Below are 17069 nucleotides of genomic sequence, written 5' to 3'. Positions count from 1 at the left end.
TCAGCTCGATCCAATCCAACCACCAAAGGAATACATCATGAAAATTGCAATGATCGCACTATTTCTCGCGGCGCTAGCCACACCCGTCCTCGCCTCCGGCACACACGAAGGCGGCCATGACGCTGCCATGGCGGTCGGCGAGCCTGGCAAGAAGGCGGAGGCCACACAGACCATCCGGGTCTCCATGAAGGAAACGGACGACGGCAAGATGATCTTCACGCCAAACACCTTCAAGGTCCGTAAGGGCCAGACGGTCGTGTTCGCGATCAAGAACGCGGGCGAGTTGGATCACGAGTTTGTCCTCGACCAAGAAGACAAGGTTATGGAGCACAAGGCTGTCATGGAGAAATTCCCGGAAATGGAACACGACGATCCGAACGCGATCCGTCTGGCTGCGGGAAAGTCCGGCGAGATCATCTGGAAGTTCACCAATGACGGCACCTTCAAGATCGCCTGCCTTGTTCCCGGCCACTACGACGCCGGAATGCACGGCGACGTTACCGTGGCCAAGAAATAATTCGACGCAAGGAGACCTGACATGAAATCCATCATCAAATTCGCCTCGACAGCCCTTCTCGCGGTAGCCCTTTCTTCCGGCGCTTTCGCGGCGGAATTCACCAAGGGTACCGTCAAGAAGGTCGACGCCAAAGCGAAGAAAGTCACAATTATCCACGAGGAGCTCAAATCCCTCGAGATGCCCGCCATGACCATGGTGTTCCGCGTCAAAGACGACGCCATGCTCGAAAAACTGAAGGAAGGCGCCAACATTGAGTTCGTCGCCGAGCGCGTCGAGGGCAAAATCACGGTTACGGACGTCAAGTAACGGGACCGGGCCTGGCCTCCCAAGGCCCGGCCCTTCCGACCTCAACTTTTTAGATCGGCATATGCTGATCGTACAGACCTGGATCAATGGATCAGAAATCATCGCCGTTCAGCAATAGTGCTTCCACCCGGGAACTACGATCGGCCTCGCTACGGTTCGTTGTCCTTTCGATCCTGTTCGCCAACCTCCTGTTTGGAGACGGTCTCGCCAGTTTTACGACCCATGCCATCGTCAGCTCGGTCTATTTGATCGTTAGCGTGGCATCCGTCGCGGTGGCTGTCTATTTCCCAACACAGAAACACCTCGGTTCACTGTTCGTCGCGCTCGATGCGGCCTTGGTCGTGATGATCCTTTATGAGCACATTCTGGCTAGTCCGATCACGGAAGACCATGCCCTTACGACGTCGAGCTTGGTCGTCTCGTTCATCCTTCTGAACCACGTAGCCTTGAAGCTGGAGCGCAGGCTAATCGTTTTGTTTTCGACGATCGTGGTCTTGGCATGGGTGCTTATGCTTGCCCTCATGGCGTTCCGTCATCACGCCAGCTCGCCCGGAACACTACTGGCCAACTTCTTCAATCAGGACCTCGGCCTGACCATGAGTTTCGCCTTCACTGCGATGGCTGTGTATCTGTTGGCGCGCGATCACGAACGCACCATCAGGCAGGCGTTAAGGATCGAGGAAAAGCGCATGAACCTGTCACGCTTCTTCTCGCCAACAGTCGTCGCCGATCTTCAGACTGCCAGTGCCAACCTTGACCTAGAGCGGCGGGACGCGGCGATCATGTTTATCGATATCCGCGACTTCACGTCATATGCGGAAACGGCTTCCGCACGCGAGCTTGCCCGTGTCCTCGGTGAGTATCGGCACATCGTCGCCGGCACGGTGTTCGCCTATGGCGGAACGGTTGACAAGTTCATCGGCGATGGCGTGATGGCGGTGTTCGGGCAGCCGAAGCCCAAGGCGGACGATGCTCGGCGGGCATTAGCCTGCGCGTTGTCTTTGACTGCTGCACTCGACGAGTGGCGCAACGACAACATTGGCAGGGGCGGCCCCTGTCTGAACGCGGGGATCGGCCTTCATTATGGTACCGTTCTCGGCGGAGTCATTGAAAGCGGCTTCCACGACGAGTTCACCGTGATCGGGGACGCCGTCAATGTCGCTCAACGCCTGGAGGCTCTAGCCAGCCTTTTGAAATCGCCACTCGTAGTCTCGGACCGCATAATCGAAGAAGTCCCGGGTATGTTTGGGGCCAATGATTGGGTGTACACCAATGGCGTCAGTATTTCCGGCAGGAGGGCGTCGGTCAACATTGCCTATATCCGTCGCGCTGCAAATCTTGCATCGCCTGTCAGCTATGAAACCGGGGAGGTGCAGACCGATTTCCACAGGTCTTCTTTCCAGTCACTTCCGGCGACACCCCTCGTTGGAACGTAAACCGCCCCACCGACGAAGACCTTGCCCGCGCCGTCACATTTTACGCGGACGTCGTGGCTTCCCTGGTCGATGTACCTGATCGAACCCCCGCTATCGAATTCCGTTAGGCCGATGGTCACATCGAAGTCGTAGTCCTGGACGGGTGATGTTTGCAGCGATGTTACTGTCAGATTGACGGTAACATCGTCCTGGAAATGCGAGACATGAAATGGCAGCCGTTCTGCCGACCGGGCCTGAATGACAGAAGCGGCTATCGCGAACGGAAGTATCAAAATCTTGCGGCTCCACATTGACCCCCTCCCAAGGCATGAGAGATCTATAATATAGCACTAAATGCCTCGACATACAGGGTCTTTAATACGGCGCAGGCCTACTTCCACGAAAGCATGCGATCCCGAAGATGCAGGAATGTTCGCTCTACGCAAAACCAGAGAACGGCCGCGACGGCTAAGCTTGCAAGCAGATAGACGACAAAGCCGAAGCTTCCCTGCAGGTTCTCCTCTCCGAGCACAAGGCGCGTGACGTGAAAGACGGACTTGTGCGTCAGGTAAAGGCTGTAGGACAGCGTTGCGACGAGAGCCGCCCCCGGTACAGGCCACCGGCTCAAAAAGTGCTCAAGATCGAGCATAGCGCAGAACAAAAGCGCAATACCGATCGAGATCAGCGGAAAGCCCGCGACCGCGCCGAGTTGCGCCTGAAACACCGGAAAGATGCCTTGTCCTGCAAGCGGTCCACGATCAACGAAGCAGATGAGCGCCGCGATCACAAAGATCAGACCTGAGGGAATCGTGACCTTTGGCGGCAGATATTGCCTGCAAAGCTCAGGCTTGAAAAAGCGGGAGGCCGCAAGCACTACGCCGAACAACAGACCGTCGAGACGGGTATATGTCGGGTAGTAGACATCTCGGAGGTATGTCGCAAAGGCGGGGCGGAACTGGCCCTCTGCGACAAGGGTGCCAACCTGTATATCCCAGATCGTGTAACGCAGCACGACGCCGGCGAACATCAGCAGCCCTGCGAGGGCAAGCACCCGTCCCGTGCCGATGCGTCTGTAGAGGAGAAGAACTAGCAAAGGCAGGACGAGATAGAACTGCTCTTCGACAGCAAGCGTCCATGCCTGAGAAAACGCGTTCCCTTCCCTCGGATCGAACCCGAGATTGACGGTAAAGGTGGCGAACCTCCAGAGAGGCTGCATCGCCGGATTGTCGCGAAGGACCGGAACCAGGGCATAAAGGCCAAGGACCACGAAGAACGCTGGAAAGATGCGGAAGGCACGCCGGAGGTAAAACGATTTGAAATCGACTGCTCCCGTGCGCGTCACTTCCTTGAACAGTTGCGTGCCGATCAGGTAGCCGCTCAGTACGAAGAAGATATCGACGCCGAGCCAGCCATATTCGCGCACGGTCACCAATACTCCGGGCGTGGCATTCAATGGCAAATGGACGAGCATCACCAGCAAGATCGCCAGCGAGCGCAGAATATCGGGGCCTAGCATCCGAGTACCCGTAACCACGACGCTCTTATGCGAGAGCGAAGCTAAATTGCCTGCATGTGAGTTATTCGTGGTGGCAAGCATAGTCATGCGCAACGCTCCGGCAGTTTCATTGAAAAAGCTGATGCCAATCAACTTACCGATCTGCGCTTGCGATGGAACAGGTTACAATGGAAACCGTCAATTAACCTAAATTTTTCGTAAAATTATCAATGATGCAGTACCTCAGGTGCTGAGTTAATGATGATATCGACCGCAGGGTCGGGACGCATTTGACGCCGCACGCGCGGTGGTGCGCGGCAGTTGGTCTGTTGATTTTCGATAGTAATCGGCCCTGGGACCAGGTCAGTCACCAGTGGCAATCAACATCTAGCGGGTACGTTGAAGCCGTTCACCCTAGAGAAATCGGTCAAATGAATCGCCGCATTATATTTAGCGCCGCGACGGCAACGCCGGAAACCGGGACCGATATGCCGCGCCGCGTGGCAAACTAAATAAGGCCGCGCTGTGGATGTCCACAGATACTTCGAACGCCTTGAAGGGTATCGAACCCTTGACGCGTAGTTTTCGAACCGCAACCTACAGAAACTTCAGCGCCCCAACTCTCAACGTGTCGATGCGCAAGATCCCTAATTGTATCGGGCCCGCTCCCCAATTGCCGGAAATCAGGCTAATCCGTCGAAAACTCACAAGACATGCCTGATCAATCAAGGACAACCAGTGTTTCTGCCCCTGCTGTAGAGGAGCTTGCCTTATGGACCCCAAGCAATATTGCGGAGCCACCATCAGCCAACGCCGATAGAACCGACCAAACGACAGGGTGCAGTGCTTCATCCAGCGCGGAGAATGGCTCGTCGAGCAAAATTAGTTTTGGCTTGCGAAGGGCAGCGAGCGCTATGTTCAGGCGCTGTTTCTCGCCGCCAGACCATGAAGACACCGGCAGGGTCCAGAGTCGTTGCGGCAAGGCCAATCGATCCAACAGCTCGGTGATATCGGCCGAACTTGTTTCTGCGCAAGCAGCTTCATTTGCGAGGTCTGCTGCCAATTTTCCGGGGATCGCCGGCAAAAATTGGGTACAGTAACCAATGGCCACGCTTCGAATTGAAACGAGTTCCGCGACCGATATGTCGAAGAGATCTCGCTGCCCGTCACCAACACACAAGAAGGCACTTCCTCGGCTCGCTCTTTTTGTCCCATACAGCACATCGAGCACCGTCGATTTTCCCGACCCTGAACCGCCGACGATCAATCCTATTTCACCGGCCCTCAATCTAAAGCTCACCGGACCGACGGCTCGTGCTTCGTAGTCCTTTTCCAGGTTCTCGACACGCAAGATGTCCATAGCCGTCCTCAAATCATTGCCGCGACGAGGTCGCGGGCCGCAGGATGACAAGGATCAGCGATGAGCCGGTCTGGTGGAGCCTCCTCGACGATCCTGCCTTCGTCGAGCACGATCACGCGGTGGGCGATCAGCCGGGCAATCCGGAGATCATGTGTCACAAGCAACATGGCGACGCCCGTTTGGCGCTGAAGCCCCGAAAGCAATGAAAGAAGACGGACCTGCACCGAGGTATCCAAACCAGTCGTCGGCTCGTCCAGACAGAGAACCTTCGGTCCGTGGACCAGCGCTCGCGCAATCTGCAAGCGCTGCTGCATGCCACCGGAAAACAAACTCGGCAGGTCGCCCATCCTTGCGACATCGAGATCGAGTGCAGCGAACCAGTGCTGCGCTGACGCCATCGCTCGGCCAAAATTGCGCTCGCCATTGTCGAACAGAGGCTGAACGATGTTCGCGGCGGCACTTTGTGCCATATCGAGGGTGTCACGAGCATTCTGAGCGACTATCCCGACGTTCCGACGTCGCTGTGAAACCAAAGCCTGCTCGGGAAGCTCATAGATCGAGATCGGGCCATCGGCGGATTGGTGTAGCACCCTCCCCTCGTGCGGACGCAAAAGCCCGCCCGCCATGCGCAGCAGCGTCGACTTTCCCGCTCCGGATTTCCCGACGAGACAAAGCACCTCTCCAGGATAGAGGACGAACGACGTGTCCGGCGCAATCCGCCTATCATATGAAACGCGACCAAGCGTCAGGACGGGAGAAGGTAGCCTAAGCACCGGCAACCTCCTTTGATCTTTGTTCGCAACATTCGGTATCGGAGCATACCCATTCGCTTGTCCCATCATCCTTCTGGAGAAGGTGGTCGAGATGACTGGTTGCGCATCCGCAAATGACACACTGCCGTCCGTCATCAGGATAGCCGGGGTCAAAAGGTATATCGTCGAATGCAAGGCTTTCGACATGGGTGTAGGGTGGCAATGCATAGAGCCGACGCTCTCGCGCCGCGCCGAATATCTGAATTGCCGGCGAACGGTGGAGACTAGCGTTATCTCGCTTCGGTATCGGTGACGGAGACATCAAATATCGCCCTTCGACCATAACCGGGTAGTCATACCCTGGCTGGACTGCACCACGACTACCGGTTCTTTCCTCGAACAGCCGAGCGTACACACGGCCGTAATCCGCGTGTGCGTGCATGCGAGAGGCCTCCTTGGCCGAGTTGACGAAGGCGCGCAAAGGGTCTGGTCTCGGCACCTGATAAACGACGATCTGCCCCTCCTGGAGCTTTGCCTCGGGGACACGCTGGCGGACCTGTATGAGTGTTGCCTCAGGCGTGCGGGTCGTGGTGGTTACGAAAGCCGTCCTCGTGAAGAAGGACCGAATGTTGACCGCATTCACCGTGTCGTCTGAGCCATGGTCGGTAACCTTCAGCAAGTCCTCCTCATTGATCAGGCTTGCCGTGACCACCATGCCCCCTACCCCCCAACCGTAGGCTATCGGCATTTCCGGTGCGACGAACGGCACCTGATAGCCCGGGATGGCCAGGGCCTTCAGGATTGTTCGTCTCACAGATCTTTTGCTGTCCTCATCGAGGTAGCCGAACGTTTCATTCATGCGTAGACCTCGCACGCCGGATCAGCTCCAGATCGGATTGAAAGTCGGAATAGTGAGGCAATTTAAGGTGCGATACGTAGCCGGCTGCTTCCACGCCGTCGCTATGGGAAAGCACCAGCTCAGGATCAAGCCCTGCTTTCAGTGCCTGATCCACGGTGGCCATAGCGACAGCTTTCCTCTCGTTCGTCCCGAACGCAACACCGAAGCCTGGCGAGAGATGGGATTGCTTGCCGTCCAGAACCGGCGCCACCATACGGCAGATAGTGATGTCTATATCCCCGATCGAAACGGTAAGCCCCAGATCCTCCAGCTCGACCAGGATCTCAACCTGACCTGCCGACAGCTCTTCCACATAGGGATGGGACGCGCCGGCAGTGCGCAGCCGTGTGTAGGCAAGACCAGTCAGAAACCCCTCTTCTCCACGAACCAGATGGCCGAGCGTCTCGGATGGTCCGTAAGGCGGGCGGACCGGGACACGAGTGATATCGACTGGTTCATAATCCCGGTTCCCGCTCGGCTCGCAGTCTGGGGAAACAAGCAAGTCCTGATAGGGTGATGTATGCAGTGCTAGCGCGGCAGAATCTTGGACGAAACCTCTTTCATCCTGCAACTCATCGTCAACCACCGCGCGATCAGCGCAGGAGCGCGCCTCTAGCAAGGAAAAATCGAGAAGCCTATGGGTGTAGTCGTAGGTCGCTCCAAGGATCTGGCCGCCGGCGAGCTCTTTCGTGGTCGCGGAGATATGCCGATCGAGGCAAATATCCGTGAATTCTAGGGGCTCGCAATGGCCCATGCGCCGAAGCGTGGCGCGGTGAGCCCGCAATAGGAAGGTCGCCTCCGACAGATCGCCTTGCGCCTGCTTCAGAGCGAGAGCCGCGAGGTCTCGATCGTAAAGGGCGCCTTCCGTCATCACCCGGTCCACTGCACCCCGCATCTGCTCCCTTATCTGGGCGACGGTCAATTCCGGCACATCGGGATCGCCACGCCGGGCACGCGCTAAGGCTTCGAGGCTCCTGGCAATGGCAACTTCTCCCCCCTTAGCCGGCACATACATCGGCGATCTCCAATCTGACGCTTCGGGGGAGACATGCGCACAGTTCACCCGCCGTAAAGATCACATCGATTCCGAGCGGGTAGAGCGCGTTATTCTGCGCCCATGCGGCAGGAAACATTTTCGGCAATCCAATCGGCGCCAGGCTAGCGCCGTTTGGCCCTACTCCCGGGCCAGCAAGCCGCCATGGCTCACCACCGGTGAGTGAAACGACTTCTATGAGCATGGTCGTGGAAAGGTGCGGGTCGACAAGCGTTCCGACGGGAAAGCCATCGAAGCCGTTAAAGCGTTCTCCGCTACAGAGTGCGAAAACACAGTTTACCCGACTCGCACTCGGCAACTGTGCCTTGGTCGCATTCGCCTTGATTTCGGCGAAGCCTTCATCAATCCAGACCGGCGTCGTCGTATCCGCGAGTGTCATGAGGATAGCGGCATGGGCGAGGTGTCCTCCGCGCACACTCATCATCTTGCCCGGATAGGCGAATGCCTGAAGGAGGTTTCGATAGGCCTTTCGGTCCTCGTAAGCTTTCTGGGGTCCACGCTGATCGATCGCAATTTTCACGGCGTTTTACCCCCTCGCGCGGCAGTGAAAAAATGTGCCGCTGTCGCTTGAGCCGTATTTGCCCGGCGCTGCCGGCTCACCGAGATGGCGGACTCGGCCGGCTGCAGCAATTTCGGCCTGAGTTCGCCATACATCTGAGGATCCTGGAGCAGCGCATCGAAAACCGCCACAAGCTCAGCCCTTTCAAGATCGCTGCCCAGGACCACGCCATAACCACGCCGACCGGCCAGCTCTACAACGCAGCGCGATACGGTCGCTTCGCCGAGATGAAATGCGGTTTTCGTCACGGGTGTTTTCGCACGCAGCTGGATCAGACCAATCTCTGGCCCCACAAGCCGACGTACATCAGCGCACTGCGGACAGTCTTCAAAAGATGCCCGCAGCAGATCAATGGGCGCGCGGGCGAGCACAGCCATCCAATGGCGACGCTCGCTCTGGACGCAATCGGGATCAGGCGCGGCTGACTTTGGCGTCATAAACATCTTCCGGAGCGAGCGGAACGAGGCGATCGCCCATTTCGCGCTTCAGTGCGGCAAGGCGCACTTCATCGTCGGCGGTGCGATTTTCCTTGCGAGCAAGCTCAAGGAATTCGGGCCGCACATGACCTGGGCGGATCGTAACCTCGACTACCGTACCGCGGTATGTAAAACGGAAATAATACCGTCCCTTCGGGCTTTCCTCGATGCCGTCCCAACCCAGCGAACGGTCGACCACGTACCGACCGTCGGTCAGCCCTCTGGTAACAAATTCGAAGGCATCACGTCCACCAGGACCCGGAAACGCCGTATCGATACGGATTTCACGCCGTTCGACGGGACGTCCTTCATCCAGTAGCGGAAACGCCCGCTGCATGACCTTGAGGCCGTGCGCAACGCCACCGGGAAAACCGGGACCATGGTATTTGAGGAGTTCGGCAAAGCTCACGGTGAAGGCTTCGCCATTCTCAAGATAGGTAATCGTGTCCAATGTAGGCTCCTGTTCTTGGTTTAGGATGAAAAGACGGTTGCCCCAAAGATCGGGGAAACGATATCAGGTCGGCCAACAGCGCCGGTGTGCCGCACGAAAGGCACCCCGTAGAGGCGGGCGAGCTCGCCATCCGTCATCATGTCGGCCGTGGGGCCATAGAGAACCTCGTCTCCGGCATGCATCATCAAAGCCCGATCGGCGAGGATCAAACCATGCTGTGGATGATGGGTGGTGAAAACGATCGTGTGGCTGCGAGCCTGCCTCAGCCGCATCAGGACACCGAGCAGCAGGTTTTGATTGGCAAGATCAAGGGAAGCTGCGGGTTCATCGAGCACGAGAACTTTGGCCTCTGTCGCCAATGCCCGCGCAAGCAGGACGATCTGTCGCTCGCCGCCGGAAAGGTGACCGAAAGAGCGTCCTGCAAATTGAGAGGCGCCGACTGTGGCCAACGCGGACAAGGCAGCGATCTCGTCAGCCTTTCCCGGCAGCCCGAAGAGCCCCAGGCGCCCGGCTCGCCCCATCATCACGATGTCAAGGCAACGATGCTGATCTCCGCCACCTTGTGACTGCGGTACATAACCGACAACGGCAGGCATCGTTCGGGTGCCTTCACTCAGCTCCAGGGATCCTAGCAAGGTGCGCAGAAGCGTGGTTTTACCGCGGCCATTACAGCCCAGGATCGCCAACACCTCACCATGCGGCAGATCAAAGCTGACATCGCGAAAAATCCAGCGCTGACCCCGCCTCATTCCTGCATTTGAGAGTGCGATCATTGGGTCGCCCCAATCCGCGCCTGCCTTGTGCAGAGGAGGTAGATGAAGACCGGTGCACCAATGACAGCCGTAAGAATGCCAAGCGGCAGCTCGGCGCTGATAATTGCTCGTGCAAGCGTGTCGATCACCACCATAAAACTCGCCCCAAGCAATGCGGCCGTGCCATGAAAGCGCCGATGCCCTTCCCCGACAAGGAGGCGCGCCGCGTGCGGAATGACGAGCCCCACCCAACCGATGACACCGGCCACGGCTACAGAACCGCCAATGATCACCGAGATTACGGAAAAGACGAGCCAACGCGAAAAGCCGACATTCACACCGAATGAACGCGCTTCTTCGTCACCCATCGACAGGACCGCAATCCGAAAGCGCAAACGATAAAGAATGATGATGGCAAGCAGGATCACCGGGCCATGTTCGCCGACCTTCCTCCAGCTTGCCGATGAGAAACTGCCCATCAGCCAGAAGACGATCGCAGGAAGCGAAGTTTCCGGATCAGCCACGTATTGCGTCAGCGAGATCATCGCTGAAAACAACGCATCAATGACGATACCTGCCAGCACGATCGAAAGGATCGTGCGCCCTGCTACACGTGAGATGACCGCAACCAGCACAAGCGCGAAAAGAGCCGAGCTGAAGGTAGCGGCAAACAACACGGTAGCGCCACCGCCGACCAGCAGCGTCAGCGCCCCACCGAGCGCCGCCCCCGATGAAACACCTAGCACACGCGGCGACACGAGTGGATTGCGGAACAGAGCCTGAAGTGCTGCACCGCATAGAGCAAGTCCTGCACCAACGATCGCCGCCAGCAAGATGCGTGGCACACGAACGTTGATGAGAATGCGCTCCTCCATAGTTTCTGGCGCAAGCGCGCCAGAAAGCCAACGAGCCGCGATGTTCAGGACATCAGCAAGCGGTATGCTGAACCGGCCAACTGATGCCGAGACAACGATCGCCACTACAAGAAGCAAGAGCAATGCCGACCAATGTATGACCGCGCGTGCGGTCGACTGATCCGGATGATCGGTTCCGGCAGGGGCCAGTGTCATTTGCGAGCGAACTGTTGATAGTTCGAAGCGCTGGCGTTGAGATCGAGCTTCAAGACAGCGTCGATTTCGTCTTCCGTAGGAGAATAGTTGTAGAGCCGTTCAAATCCCTTTTTCACCTCGGCGCGCAGATCGAAATGGAAGAGGTTCGGATGAGCAAGGTTTGCAAGCCACATCCAGGTAAACGGGCTTTCGTGGCTGGCGCTATCCCATACATATCCACCATTCGGTGTCTTGTAGACACGCCCGGTCTTGGCGGCGGTAGTCTGCGACAAAACTTCGTTCTCGAGTATCGTTTCGCGTCCGGCGTCAGTTTCCGCAGCTGTCAGCATGATAAGGTCGGGGTTCCACGCTGCAATTTGTTCTGCGTTGACTTCTGCCTGAACACCCAGGCCCTTGCCAACATTGTCGCCGTCAACCAGCGTGATGAAGAAGTTCTGGTAGCTCTTTTCCCCCGTCGCAGTGAATTTGCCTTTGGAGGAGCGCAGGTGAAGGATCTTCGGCTTGCGTTCCGCTGGGTGTGCCGCAAGCGTGGATTTGACGTCTGCAATGACTTCGTCACGCCACGCAAACAGAGCCCTCGCCTTTTCCGGTTTGCCAAGAATGTTTGCCACGAGGCTGATGTTTTCGCGGGCGAGCTCTTCCGTACCGCCATTGCCGCCTCCGACCATCAGCGCGACCGGAATACCGGCGTTCCGCAGTGGCGCCACGAGTTCGTCTCCTCGACCGCCCCATTGGATGACGAGATCGGGCCTGAGCGCCGCGATTGCTTCGACATTCGGCATCCAGCCATTGCCGCCCTCCGCGACGATACCGCTTTCAATGGACGCGGCATCTGGAAACATCTTCTTGAGTAGGCCGGTTTCGAATGCTTTGCGTGAGCCGGGGTTCATGCCGACGAGATGTTCCGACGTCCCATCAACCGCGATCACTGTCGCAGCACCCGGCTGCGGCAACGTTACGATACGCGTCGCGGGCTTCGGAAGAGTGACTTCAGCGCCAGTCACATCCTTGAATGTGATGGGGTCCGCAAGCAAGGGCGCCGGCGCCAGAGCCAGAATCATTGCTGCGGAGGAGAGAAGAAACTTCGAAAACATCAGGCACCTCAGAATATGAGTGTTGCAGTCATGTTTTTCGTATATAGGGAGAAGCGTCTTATCAAGTCGAACAAATCGGACAATGCGAGAAGAAATATCGAACAGACTTGCCTCCCTTTCCATCCGTGATCTGATGTTGGTTTTGGCCGTGCATCGGTGCGGAGGTTTTCGCGCGGCTGCCGAGGAGATGGGTATCAGCGCCTCAGGGCTATCGCATCAAGTGCGCAAAGCCGAGACAGTGTTGGGCACAACTGTATTCGAGCGCGGCGCCCGCAAGGTCACTCCGACTGACGCCGGTGGCGACATCCTTCGGCGTATCGGCATGCTCCTCCAGCAAGTTGCTGCGCTGGGTCATGAGACCAGCCGAAGGACGGGGGCATTCGGCGGGCGCCTCCGCGTCGGGATGATCTCGACAGTCGGCCCATTCCTCATTCCTCAAACGGTCGGGTTCGTTCACAAGCGCTATCCGCGTCTTGAACTCGCGTTCATGGAAGGGAAGCACGAAGGCCTCAGCCGGCGACTTAAAGAAGGCGAGATCGATCTCGTGATCACGGCGTGCCCTGTACTCGATGAGGCGTTCCAACAGGTCGAGCTTCTCAACGAGCCGTTTCACCTCCTCACCAGCGTGGACAATCCGGTCATCCAACGTGATCAGATCGAACCAGCTGATCTCGCCAAACTCGATCTATTGCCCTTGAGCGAAGACGACTTTCCCATGAGCACGGAGGATTCCACTCTACGGTTTGCCGACCGCTCGAATGGACCGATCTTGCGCTCTTACGGGCTTAGCATCGAAACCCGAATACGCCTCGTCAGGGAGCAGGGATACTCTTGCCTAGTTCCGTCCATCGCGTGTGGGCAATCCATCAACGGGACGCAATTTGCGTTGGCAGAAATTAAGGGAAAGCCCGTTCGTAGGCAAATCTTCGCTCTTTGGCGGCGTAGTTCGCCATATCCGGTAGATCTTGAGAGCTTTGCTAAGGAGCTTGCCATCCTTCTAAAGGAAGGCCAGCGATCCGTCAGGTCTTGAACCAATTCGAACCCATGTGAAGCCATCCAGTCACGCAATATTGAACTTAAACAACTTCACTATAAGCAAGTTGGTTCATCGAGCGACCAAAGGACGCTCGCCGGCGACCATTTGGCGAACGCCTTGTCCCGACGGTCAATGCAGAACAGTATTCAGGCGAAGCTTACAAATTTTGACTGCAGCTCTTCACACCCGATATGTTGGATCTTCGGTCAGGTCTGGATCAAAGGATCCCGACGCCATACACTTCATGTGCAGGGATAGGCAGCAGGCGGTAAGCCATTTCCGCCTTCAGCTCTTCATGGCGGGCGATCTCATCTGGCGTCTTGTCCTTCTTGGCGCCCAGCGTGACGAACTCCTCCTTCACATGTCCCGGCTTGATCACCGCTTCGGCGGTGCGGCCGCGATAGCTGAAGCGGAATACGTAAGGTCCGGGCGGATCGGTGATGATGTCCTTGCCGCCGATCGACTTGTCGACAGTCAGCTGTCCCTCGGTCAGCGCCCGGGTCACCATTTCCAGCGCGTCGCGGCCGCCAGGTCCGGAAAAGGCGGTCACGATCGTCACCTCGCGCCGTTCCAGCGGTGTGTCGGACAGCAGCGGAAACGCCGCCTGCATGGCTTTGAGCGCATGCGCGACGCCGCCGGGAAAACCGCCGCCGTGATAGGCGTTGATGCCGTCGAAGGTGAAGCTGATCGGGTGGCCGTTGTCGAGCACGGTAATGGCATTAGACATCTGCGAAGGCTTTCAGGTTGGGAACGAAGCGGTCGAGGAAAAGGGTCGTGGCCGGCATGAAGTGGGAGCCGTGGTGGAACATCGGATCGAGCGAGGAGAGGATCATCGTCCCGGGCGTCGAGACCCTGTCCTCGTAGAGGATCGCCCGGCCTTCGCCGTCACGGGCCAGCACCGTGGCCCCGTCCGGCGGGACGAACCAGCCGTGCAGGTGCCAGGTCGCCTGCCTGTCGCCGATGCCGGCCATCAGCGGATGGCGGGCCGCGGCCTTGGTCACGCGCACGCCGAGATCGGCGGACGGGTCGAGCCACCACCACCAGTTCGTCGGCGTGCCGGTGAACTCGACATGCGGCAACCAGAGGTCGGAGCGGCTCTCGCCGAGCGCCACCACAGTCCCGCCGGCCGCAAGATGGCGGGCAACCGCTTCCTTCTGGGCGATCATGCGTTGCGCCGGCGTGCGGCACGGAACCCACAGAATGTCGCTGGGACGCAGGATCCCGGCAAGCTGTTCGGGCGTGCAGATGACGTCGAAGATCGAAGTATAGCGCGGTCCTTCAAGACTGCGGATGTGGTAATAGGTCCCGGACGATGGCGCAACGATACGCCGTTCCTGCCGGCTCGACAGGCGCATGCCGCCATAGGCTTCGGATATGGCGAGCGGCAGATCAGCGGCCGGCGACGACGGCGCTGAGGGCCACGGGTCAAAGCACGGGCTGCCGAGCGTCCATTCGATGATGCGCCGCGTCAGTTCGCCTGAAAGGTTCCATTCTAGCCCCAGCGAGCCGAGATCATTGCCCGCATGTGAAAATATCCGCCCGCCCCTTGGTCGCACCCAGACCCAGTCGACCGGCACCTGCGCCGGACCCAGACCATTGACCGCCACAGCACCTTCGGGCAGCGGATTGCAGCCCCGGCCGTAAAAGCCCGCCACGCCCTTGTTTGTCTCAAGCTTTAAAAGGTCGATGCCGGAGAACAACGGATGGGGATTGACCGAGGACAAATCCAAATCGGTGCGTTTTGGCGCCTCGATCGGCCGGTACTGGGCCATGCCGGCGACCAGTGGCCGCACCATGTGGCCATTGAAGAACCAGCGGCCGCCGGCGTCGAGGAAGGCAGCGAGCGCCTCGCGCATCAGCACCATGGCGTTCTGGTCGAGCTGGTTGTCGGTGATCAGGCCCTTGTGAGCCAGAAGCATGTCGGCATTAAGCGCCGACTGCTCGATGATCGTCACAGTTCCCTTGGCCGCCGCCGCCTTCACCACCTCGGACGGGGCCTCATAGGTCGATTTCAGATAGATCGCACTCATGCGGCCTCTATTCCGGCGAAGGCCGGCAGGATCGCCCGGCGTGTCTCGCCCGTCGGTCCGGTCACCTCGACCCAGCGCATCGACACGCCGTAGAGTTCGGAGAGAAGTTCGGGCTGGATCATCTCGGCGACGGTGCCGTGCGTTTCACGGCCGCCGGGCATCATCAGCAACACATCATCGGCCGCCGCCAGCGCATGATTGGGGTCGTGGGTGGTGAACAGGATCGCCTTGTCGCGGCGAAGCCTGAGCGTGTTCAGGAGCTCCAGGGTGCGCGACTGGTTGCCGAGGTCGAGCGCCGATGTCGGCTCGTCGAAGACGAGAGCTGGTGATCCGGTGGCGATGGCGCGCGCGATCAGCACCATCTGCCTCTGGCCGCCGGACATGCGGTCGTAGCGAAACTCAGCCAGATGGCCGGCGCCGACCCCGTCCAGAGCCGCCTCGGCCGCCGCGCGATCGTCTCCCGAGGGCTGGCCGAACAGGCCGAGCCTGGCTGCGCGGCCCATGATCACCACGTCCAAGCCGGAGAGCTTGGCCTGGGAGGCGCCGTGCTGCGGCACGTAGCCTGCAATTTTCGGCGCGGTGCGGCGGCCTTTCGCCAGCGGCTGGAAGCCGAGCAGGGCGCGCAGCAGCGTGGTCTTGCCGCGGCCATTGGGGCCAAGCACCGCCATCGACCGACCGATCGGCACGGTGAAGCTGATACCGGAAAACAGCGTGCGCGTGCCGAAGGACACGGAAGCGTCGTCAAGCCCGATCATGTGCGATTGGTCTCCCTGAAGTGGCGACGCAGCAGGTAGGCGAAGACCGGGGCGCCGACCAGCGCGGTCAGGACGCCGAGCGGAATTTCAGCTGCCGTCAGTGTCCGCGCCATCGTGTCGATGAAGGTGAGATAGGCCGCGCCCAGAAGCGCCGAGGCCGGGATCAGTGCGCGATGGTCCTCGCCAACGAAAATGCGCGCGGCGTGCGGCACGACAAGGCCGATCCAGCCGACAATGCCGGCCACTGCCACCGAAGTCCCGGTCATCAGCGAAATCGCGATGAAGATGTACCAGCGCTCGCGGTCGGGATTGACGCCGAGCGACCGTGCTTCCTGCTCCTCTAGCGCCAAGAGGTTGAGCCGGTAACGCAACAGCCAGACGGAGAAGAGGCCGAGGCCCATGCCCGGCACGGCAAGCCACAGCCGCGACCAGGTGGCAGTCGAGAACGAGCCCATAAGCCAGTAGACGATGGCGGGCAGGGAGGTATTGGGATCGGCGACGAACTGTACGACGGATACCAGGGCAGCAAACAGCGCCCCGACGATCATACCCGCCAGAATCACCGTGATCACCTCGGTGCGGCCGTTGATGCGGGCGAGCAGGCCGACCAGCACCAGTGCCGACAGGCCGAGGGTAAAGGCCATGCCGAGCAGGACGACGCCGGAATAGCCGAACAGGATGGCAAGCGCCCCGCCAAAGGCCGCGCCCTGGCTGATGCCGAGCACTTGCGGCGAGACCAGCGGGTTGCGGAACACGCCTTGCAGCGCCGCCCCGCCGACGGCAAGGGCCGCACCCGACAGCGCCGCAAGCAATACGCGCGGCAGACGCACGAGCAGCACAATGCGCTCGTCCATCTGCGTCGGCGCGGCATTCGGGTTGAGGGCCGTCGCGAGCAGGATCTCGCCGATCCGCGCCACGTCGACGGAAAAGCGCCCCGCACCGATCGCAAACAGCATGGCCGCGATCAGCGCCAGCACCATGAGCCCAAACGCGCCGATGCGGAAGCCGATCAGGCTTCGGCGCTCGCGCTCAGTCGCCGCCATCGCCAT

Annotated in this window: 19 protein-coding genes; 4 read left to right on the top strand and 15 right to left on the bottom strand. The window is 59.1% G+C overall.

The window, feature by feature from the left end; genetic code table 11:
* Positions 1 to 37 precede the first annotated feature (37 nt).
* From FS819_RS27030 to FS819_RS27020, 3 genes are all read left to right on the top strand, one after another.
* Positions 38 to 517, top strand: a complete 480-nt coding sequence (locus FS819_RS27030) for a cupredoxin domain-containing protein (protein WP_070149902.1) — start codon at positions 38 to 40, stop codon at positions 515 to 517.
* Between the two features lie 21 nt (positions 518 to 538).
* A complete protein-coding gene (locus FS819_RS27025) occupies positions 539 to 823 on the top strand; it encodes a copper-binding protein (protein ID WP_070149901.1) in 285 nt (94 codons plus the stop codon).
* Between the two features lie 86 nt (positions 824 to 909).
* Positions 910 to 2259, top strand: coding sequence for an adenylate/guanylate cyclase domain-containing protein (locus FS819_RS27020; protein ID WP_070149900.1), 1350 nt, complete (start codon positions 910 to 912; stop codon positions 2257 to 2259).
* Between the two features lie 370 nt (positions 2260 to 2629).
* On the opposite strand, the gene FS819_RS27015 is transcribed toward FS819_RS27020, so the two are convergent.
* The 11 genes from FS819_RS27015 to FS819_RS26965 all read right to left on the bottom strand — a co-directional run bounded on the left by FS819_RS27015 (position 2630) and on the right by FS819_RS26965 (position 12322).
* The gene (locus tag FS819_RS27015) at positions 2630 to 3841 is read right to left on the bottom strand and encodes an acyltransferase family protein (protein ID WP_081341787.1); all 1212 of its coding nucleotides are present in this window, start codon (positions 3839 to 3841) and stop codon (positions 2630 to 2632) included.
* 613 nt (positions 3842 to 4454) lie between these two features.
* A complete protein-coding gene (locus FS819_RS27010; protein ID WP_070149870.1) occupies positions 4455 to 5093 on the bottom strand; it encodes an ATP-binding cassette domain-containing protein in 639 nt (212 codons plus the stop codon).
* Positions 5094 to 5101: 8 nt separating this feature from the next.
* Entirely contained in the window at positions 5102 to 5866 is a 765-nt protein-coding gene (locus FS819_RS27005) for an ATP-binding cassette domain-containing protein (RefSeq protein ID WP_070149958.1), read from the bottom strand.
* The gene (locus FS819_RS27000) at positions 5859 to 6704 is read right to left on the bottom strand and encodes an alpha-D-ribose 1-methylphosphonate 5-phosphate C-P-lyase PhnJ (RefSeq protein ID WP_062553581.1); all 846 of its coding nucleotides are present in this window, start codon (positions 6702 to 6704) and stop codon (positions 5859 to 5861) included. Before FS819_RS27000 ends, FS819_RS27005 begins: the two co-directional genes overlap by 8 nt.
* Complete coding sequence (locus FS819_RS26995) at positions 6697 to 7758, bottom strand: carbon-phosphorus lyase complex subunit PhnI (RefSeq protein WP_070167287.1); 1062 nt, start codon at positions 7756 to 7758, stop codon at positions 6697 to 6699. Before FS819_RS26995 ends, FS819_RS27000 begins: the two co-directional genes overlap by 8 nt.
* A complete protein-coding gene (phnH, locus tag FS819_RS26990) occupies positions 7742 to 8317 on the bottom strand; it encodes a phosphonate C-P lyase system protein PhnH (protein WP_070149868.1) in 576 nt (191 codons plus the stop codon). Before phnH ends, FS819_RS26995 begins: the two co-directional genes overlap by 17 nt.
* A complete protein-coding gene (phnG, locus tag FS819_RS26985) occupies positions 8314 to 8793 on the bottom strand; it encodes a phosphonate C-P lyase system protein PhnG (RefSeq protein WP_070149867.1) in 480 nt (159 codons plus the stop codon). Before phnG ends, phnH begins: the two co-directional genes overlap by 4 nt.
* Entirely contained in the window at positions 8768 to 9283 is a 516-nt protein-coding gene (locus FS819_RS26980; RefSeq protein WP_062553577.1) for a hypothetical protein, read from the bottom strand. Before FS819_RS26980 ends, phnG begins: the two co-directional genes overlap by 26 nt.
* A 20-nt stretch (positions 9284 to 9303) precedes the next feature.
* Complete coding sequence (locus FS819_RS26975) at positions 9304 to 10056, bottom strand: ABC transporter ATP-binding protein (RefSeq protein ID WP_070149866.1); 753 nt, start codon at positions 10054 to 10056, stop codon at positions 9304 to 9306.
* Entirely contained in the window at positions 10053 to 11033 is a 981-nt protein-coding gene (locus FS819_RS26970; RefSeq protein WP_234624963.1) for a FecCD family ABC transporter permease, read from the bottom strand. The genes FS819_RS26975 and FS819_RS26970 overlap by 4 nt, the downstream gene beginning before the upstream one ends.
* Positions 11034 to 11101: 68 nt before the next feature.
* On the bottom strand, positions 11102 to 12322 hold the full coding sequence (locus FS819_RS26965) for an ABC transporter substrate-binding protein (RefSeq protein WP_197432315.1): 1221 nt from the start codon (positions 12320 to 12322) through the stop codon (positions 11102 to 11104).
* Between FS819_RS26965 and FS819_RS26960 the strand changes: the two genes are divergently transcribed.
* Complete coding sequence (locus tag FS819_RS26960; protein WP_070167286.1) at positions 12282 to 13229, top strand: LysR family transcriptional regulator; 948 nt, start codon at positions 12282 to 12284, stop codon at positions 13227 to 13229. The genes FS819_RS26965 and FS819_RS26960 overlap by 41 nt on opposite strands.
* A gap of 223 nt (positions 13230 to 13452) precedes the next feature.
* Here the strand turns inward: FS819_RS26960 and FS819_RS26955 are convergent, their stop codons facing one another.
* The 4 genes from FS819_RS26955 to FS819_RS26940 are packed head-to-tail and all read right to left on the bottom strand — an operon-like array spanning position 13453 to position 17069.
* Positions 13453 to 13962, bottom strand: coding sequence for a hypothetical protein (locus FS819_RS26955; RefSeq protein ID WP_070149862.1), 510 nt, complete (start codon positions 13960 to 13962; stop codon positions 13453 to 13455).
* Positions 13955 to 15265 (bottom strand): hypothetical protein, encoded by a 1311-nt coding sequence (locus FS819_RS26950; protein ID WP_081341772.1) that lies wholly within the window; start codon positions 15263 to 15265, stop codon positions 13955 to 13957. Before FS819_RS26950 ends, FS819_RS26955 begins: the two co-directional genes overlap by 8 nt.
* A complete protein-coding gene (locus tag FS819_RS26945; RefSeq protein ID WP_070167285.1) occupies positions 15262 to 16020 on the bottom strand; it encodes an ABC transporter ATP-binding protein in 759 nt (252 codons plus the stop codon). Before FS819_RS26945 ends, FS819_RS26950 begins: the two co-directional genes overlap by 4 nt.
* Positions 16017 to 17069, bottom strand: coding sequence for a FecCD family ABC transporter permease (locus tag FS819_RS26940; protein WP_081344225.1), 1053 nt, complete (start codon positions 17067 to 17069; stop codon positions 16017 to 16019). Before FS819_RS26940 ends, FS819_RS26945 begins: the two co-directional genes overlap by 4 nt.

This window comes from Allorhizobium sp. Av2 (assembly GCF_021462805.2).
Lineage (GTDB): Bacteria > Pseudomonadota > Alphaproteobacteria > Rhizobiales > Rhizobiaceae > Allorhizobium > Allorhizobium vitis_G.
The sequence above is the reverse complement of the archived record's forward strand: the minus strand, read 5'-3'. Positions and strand labels throughout refer to the sequence as shown.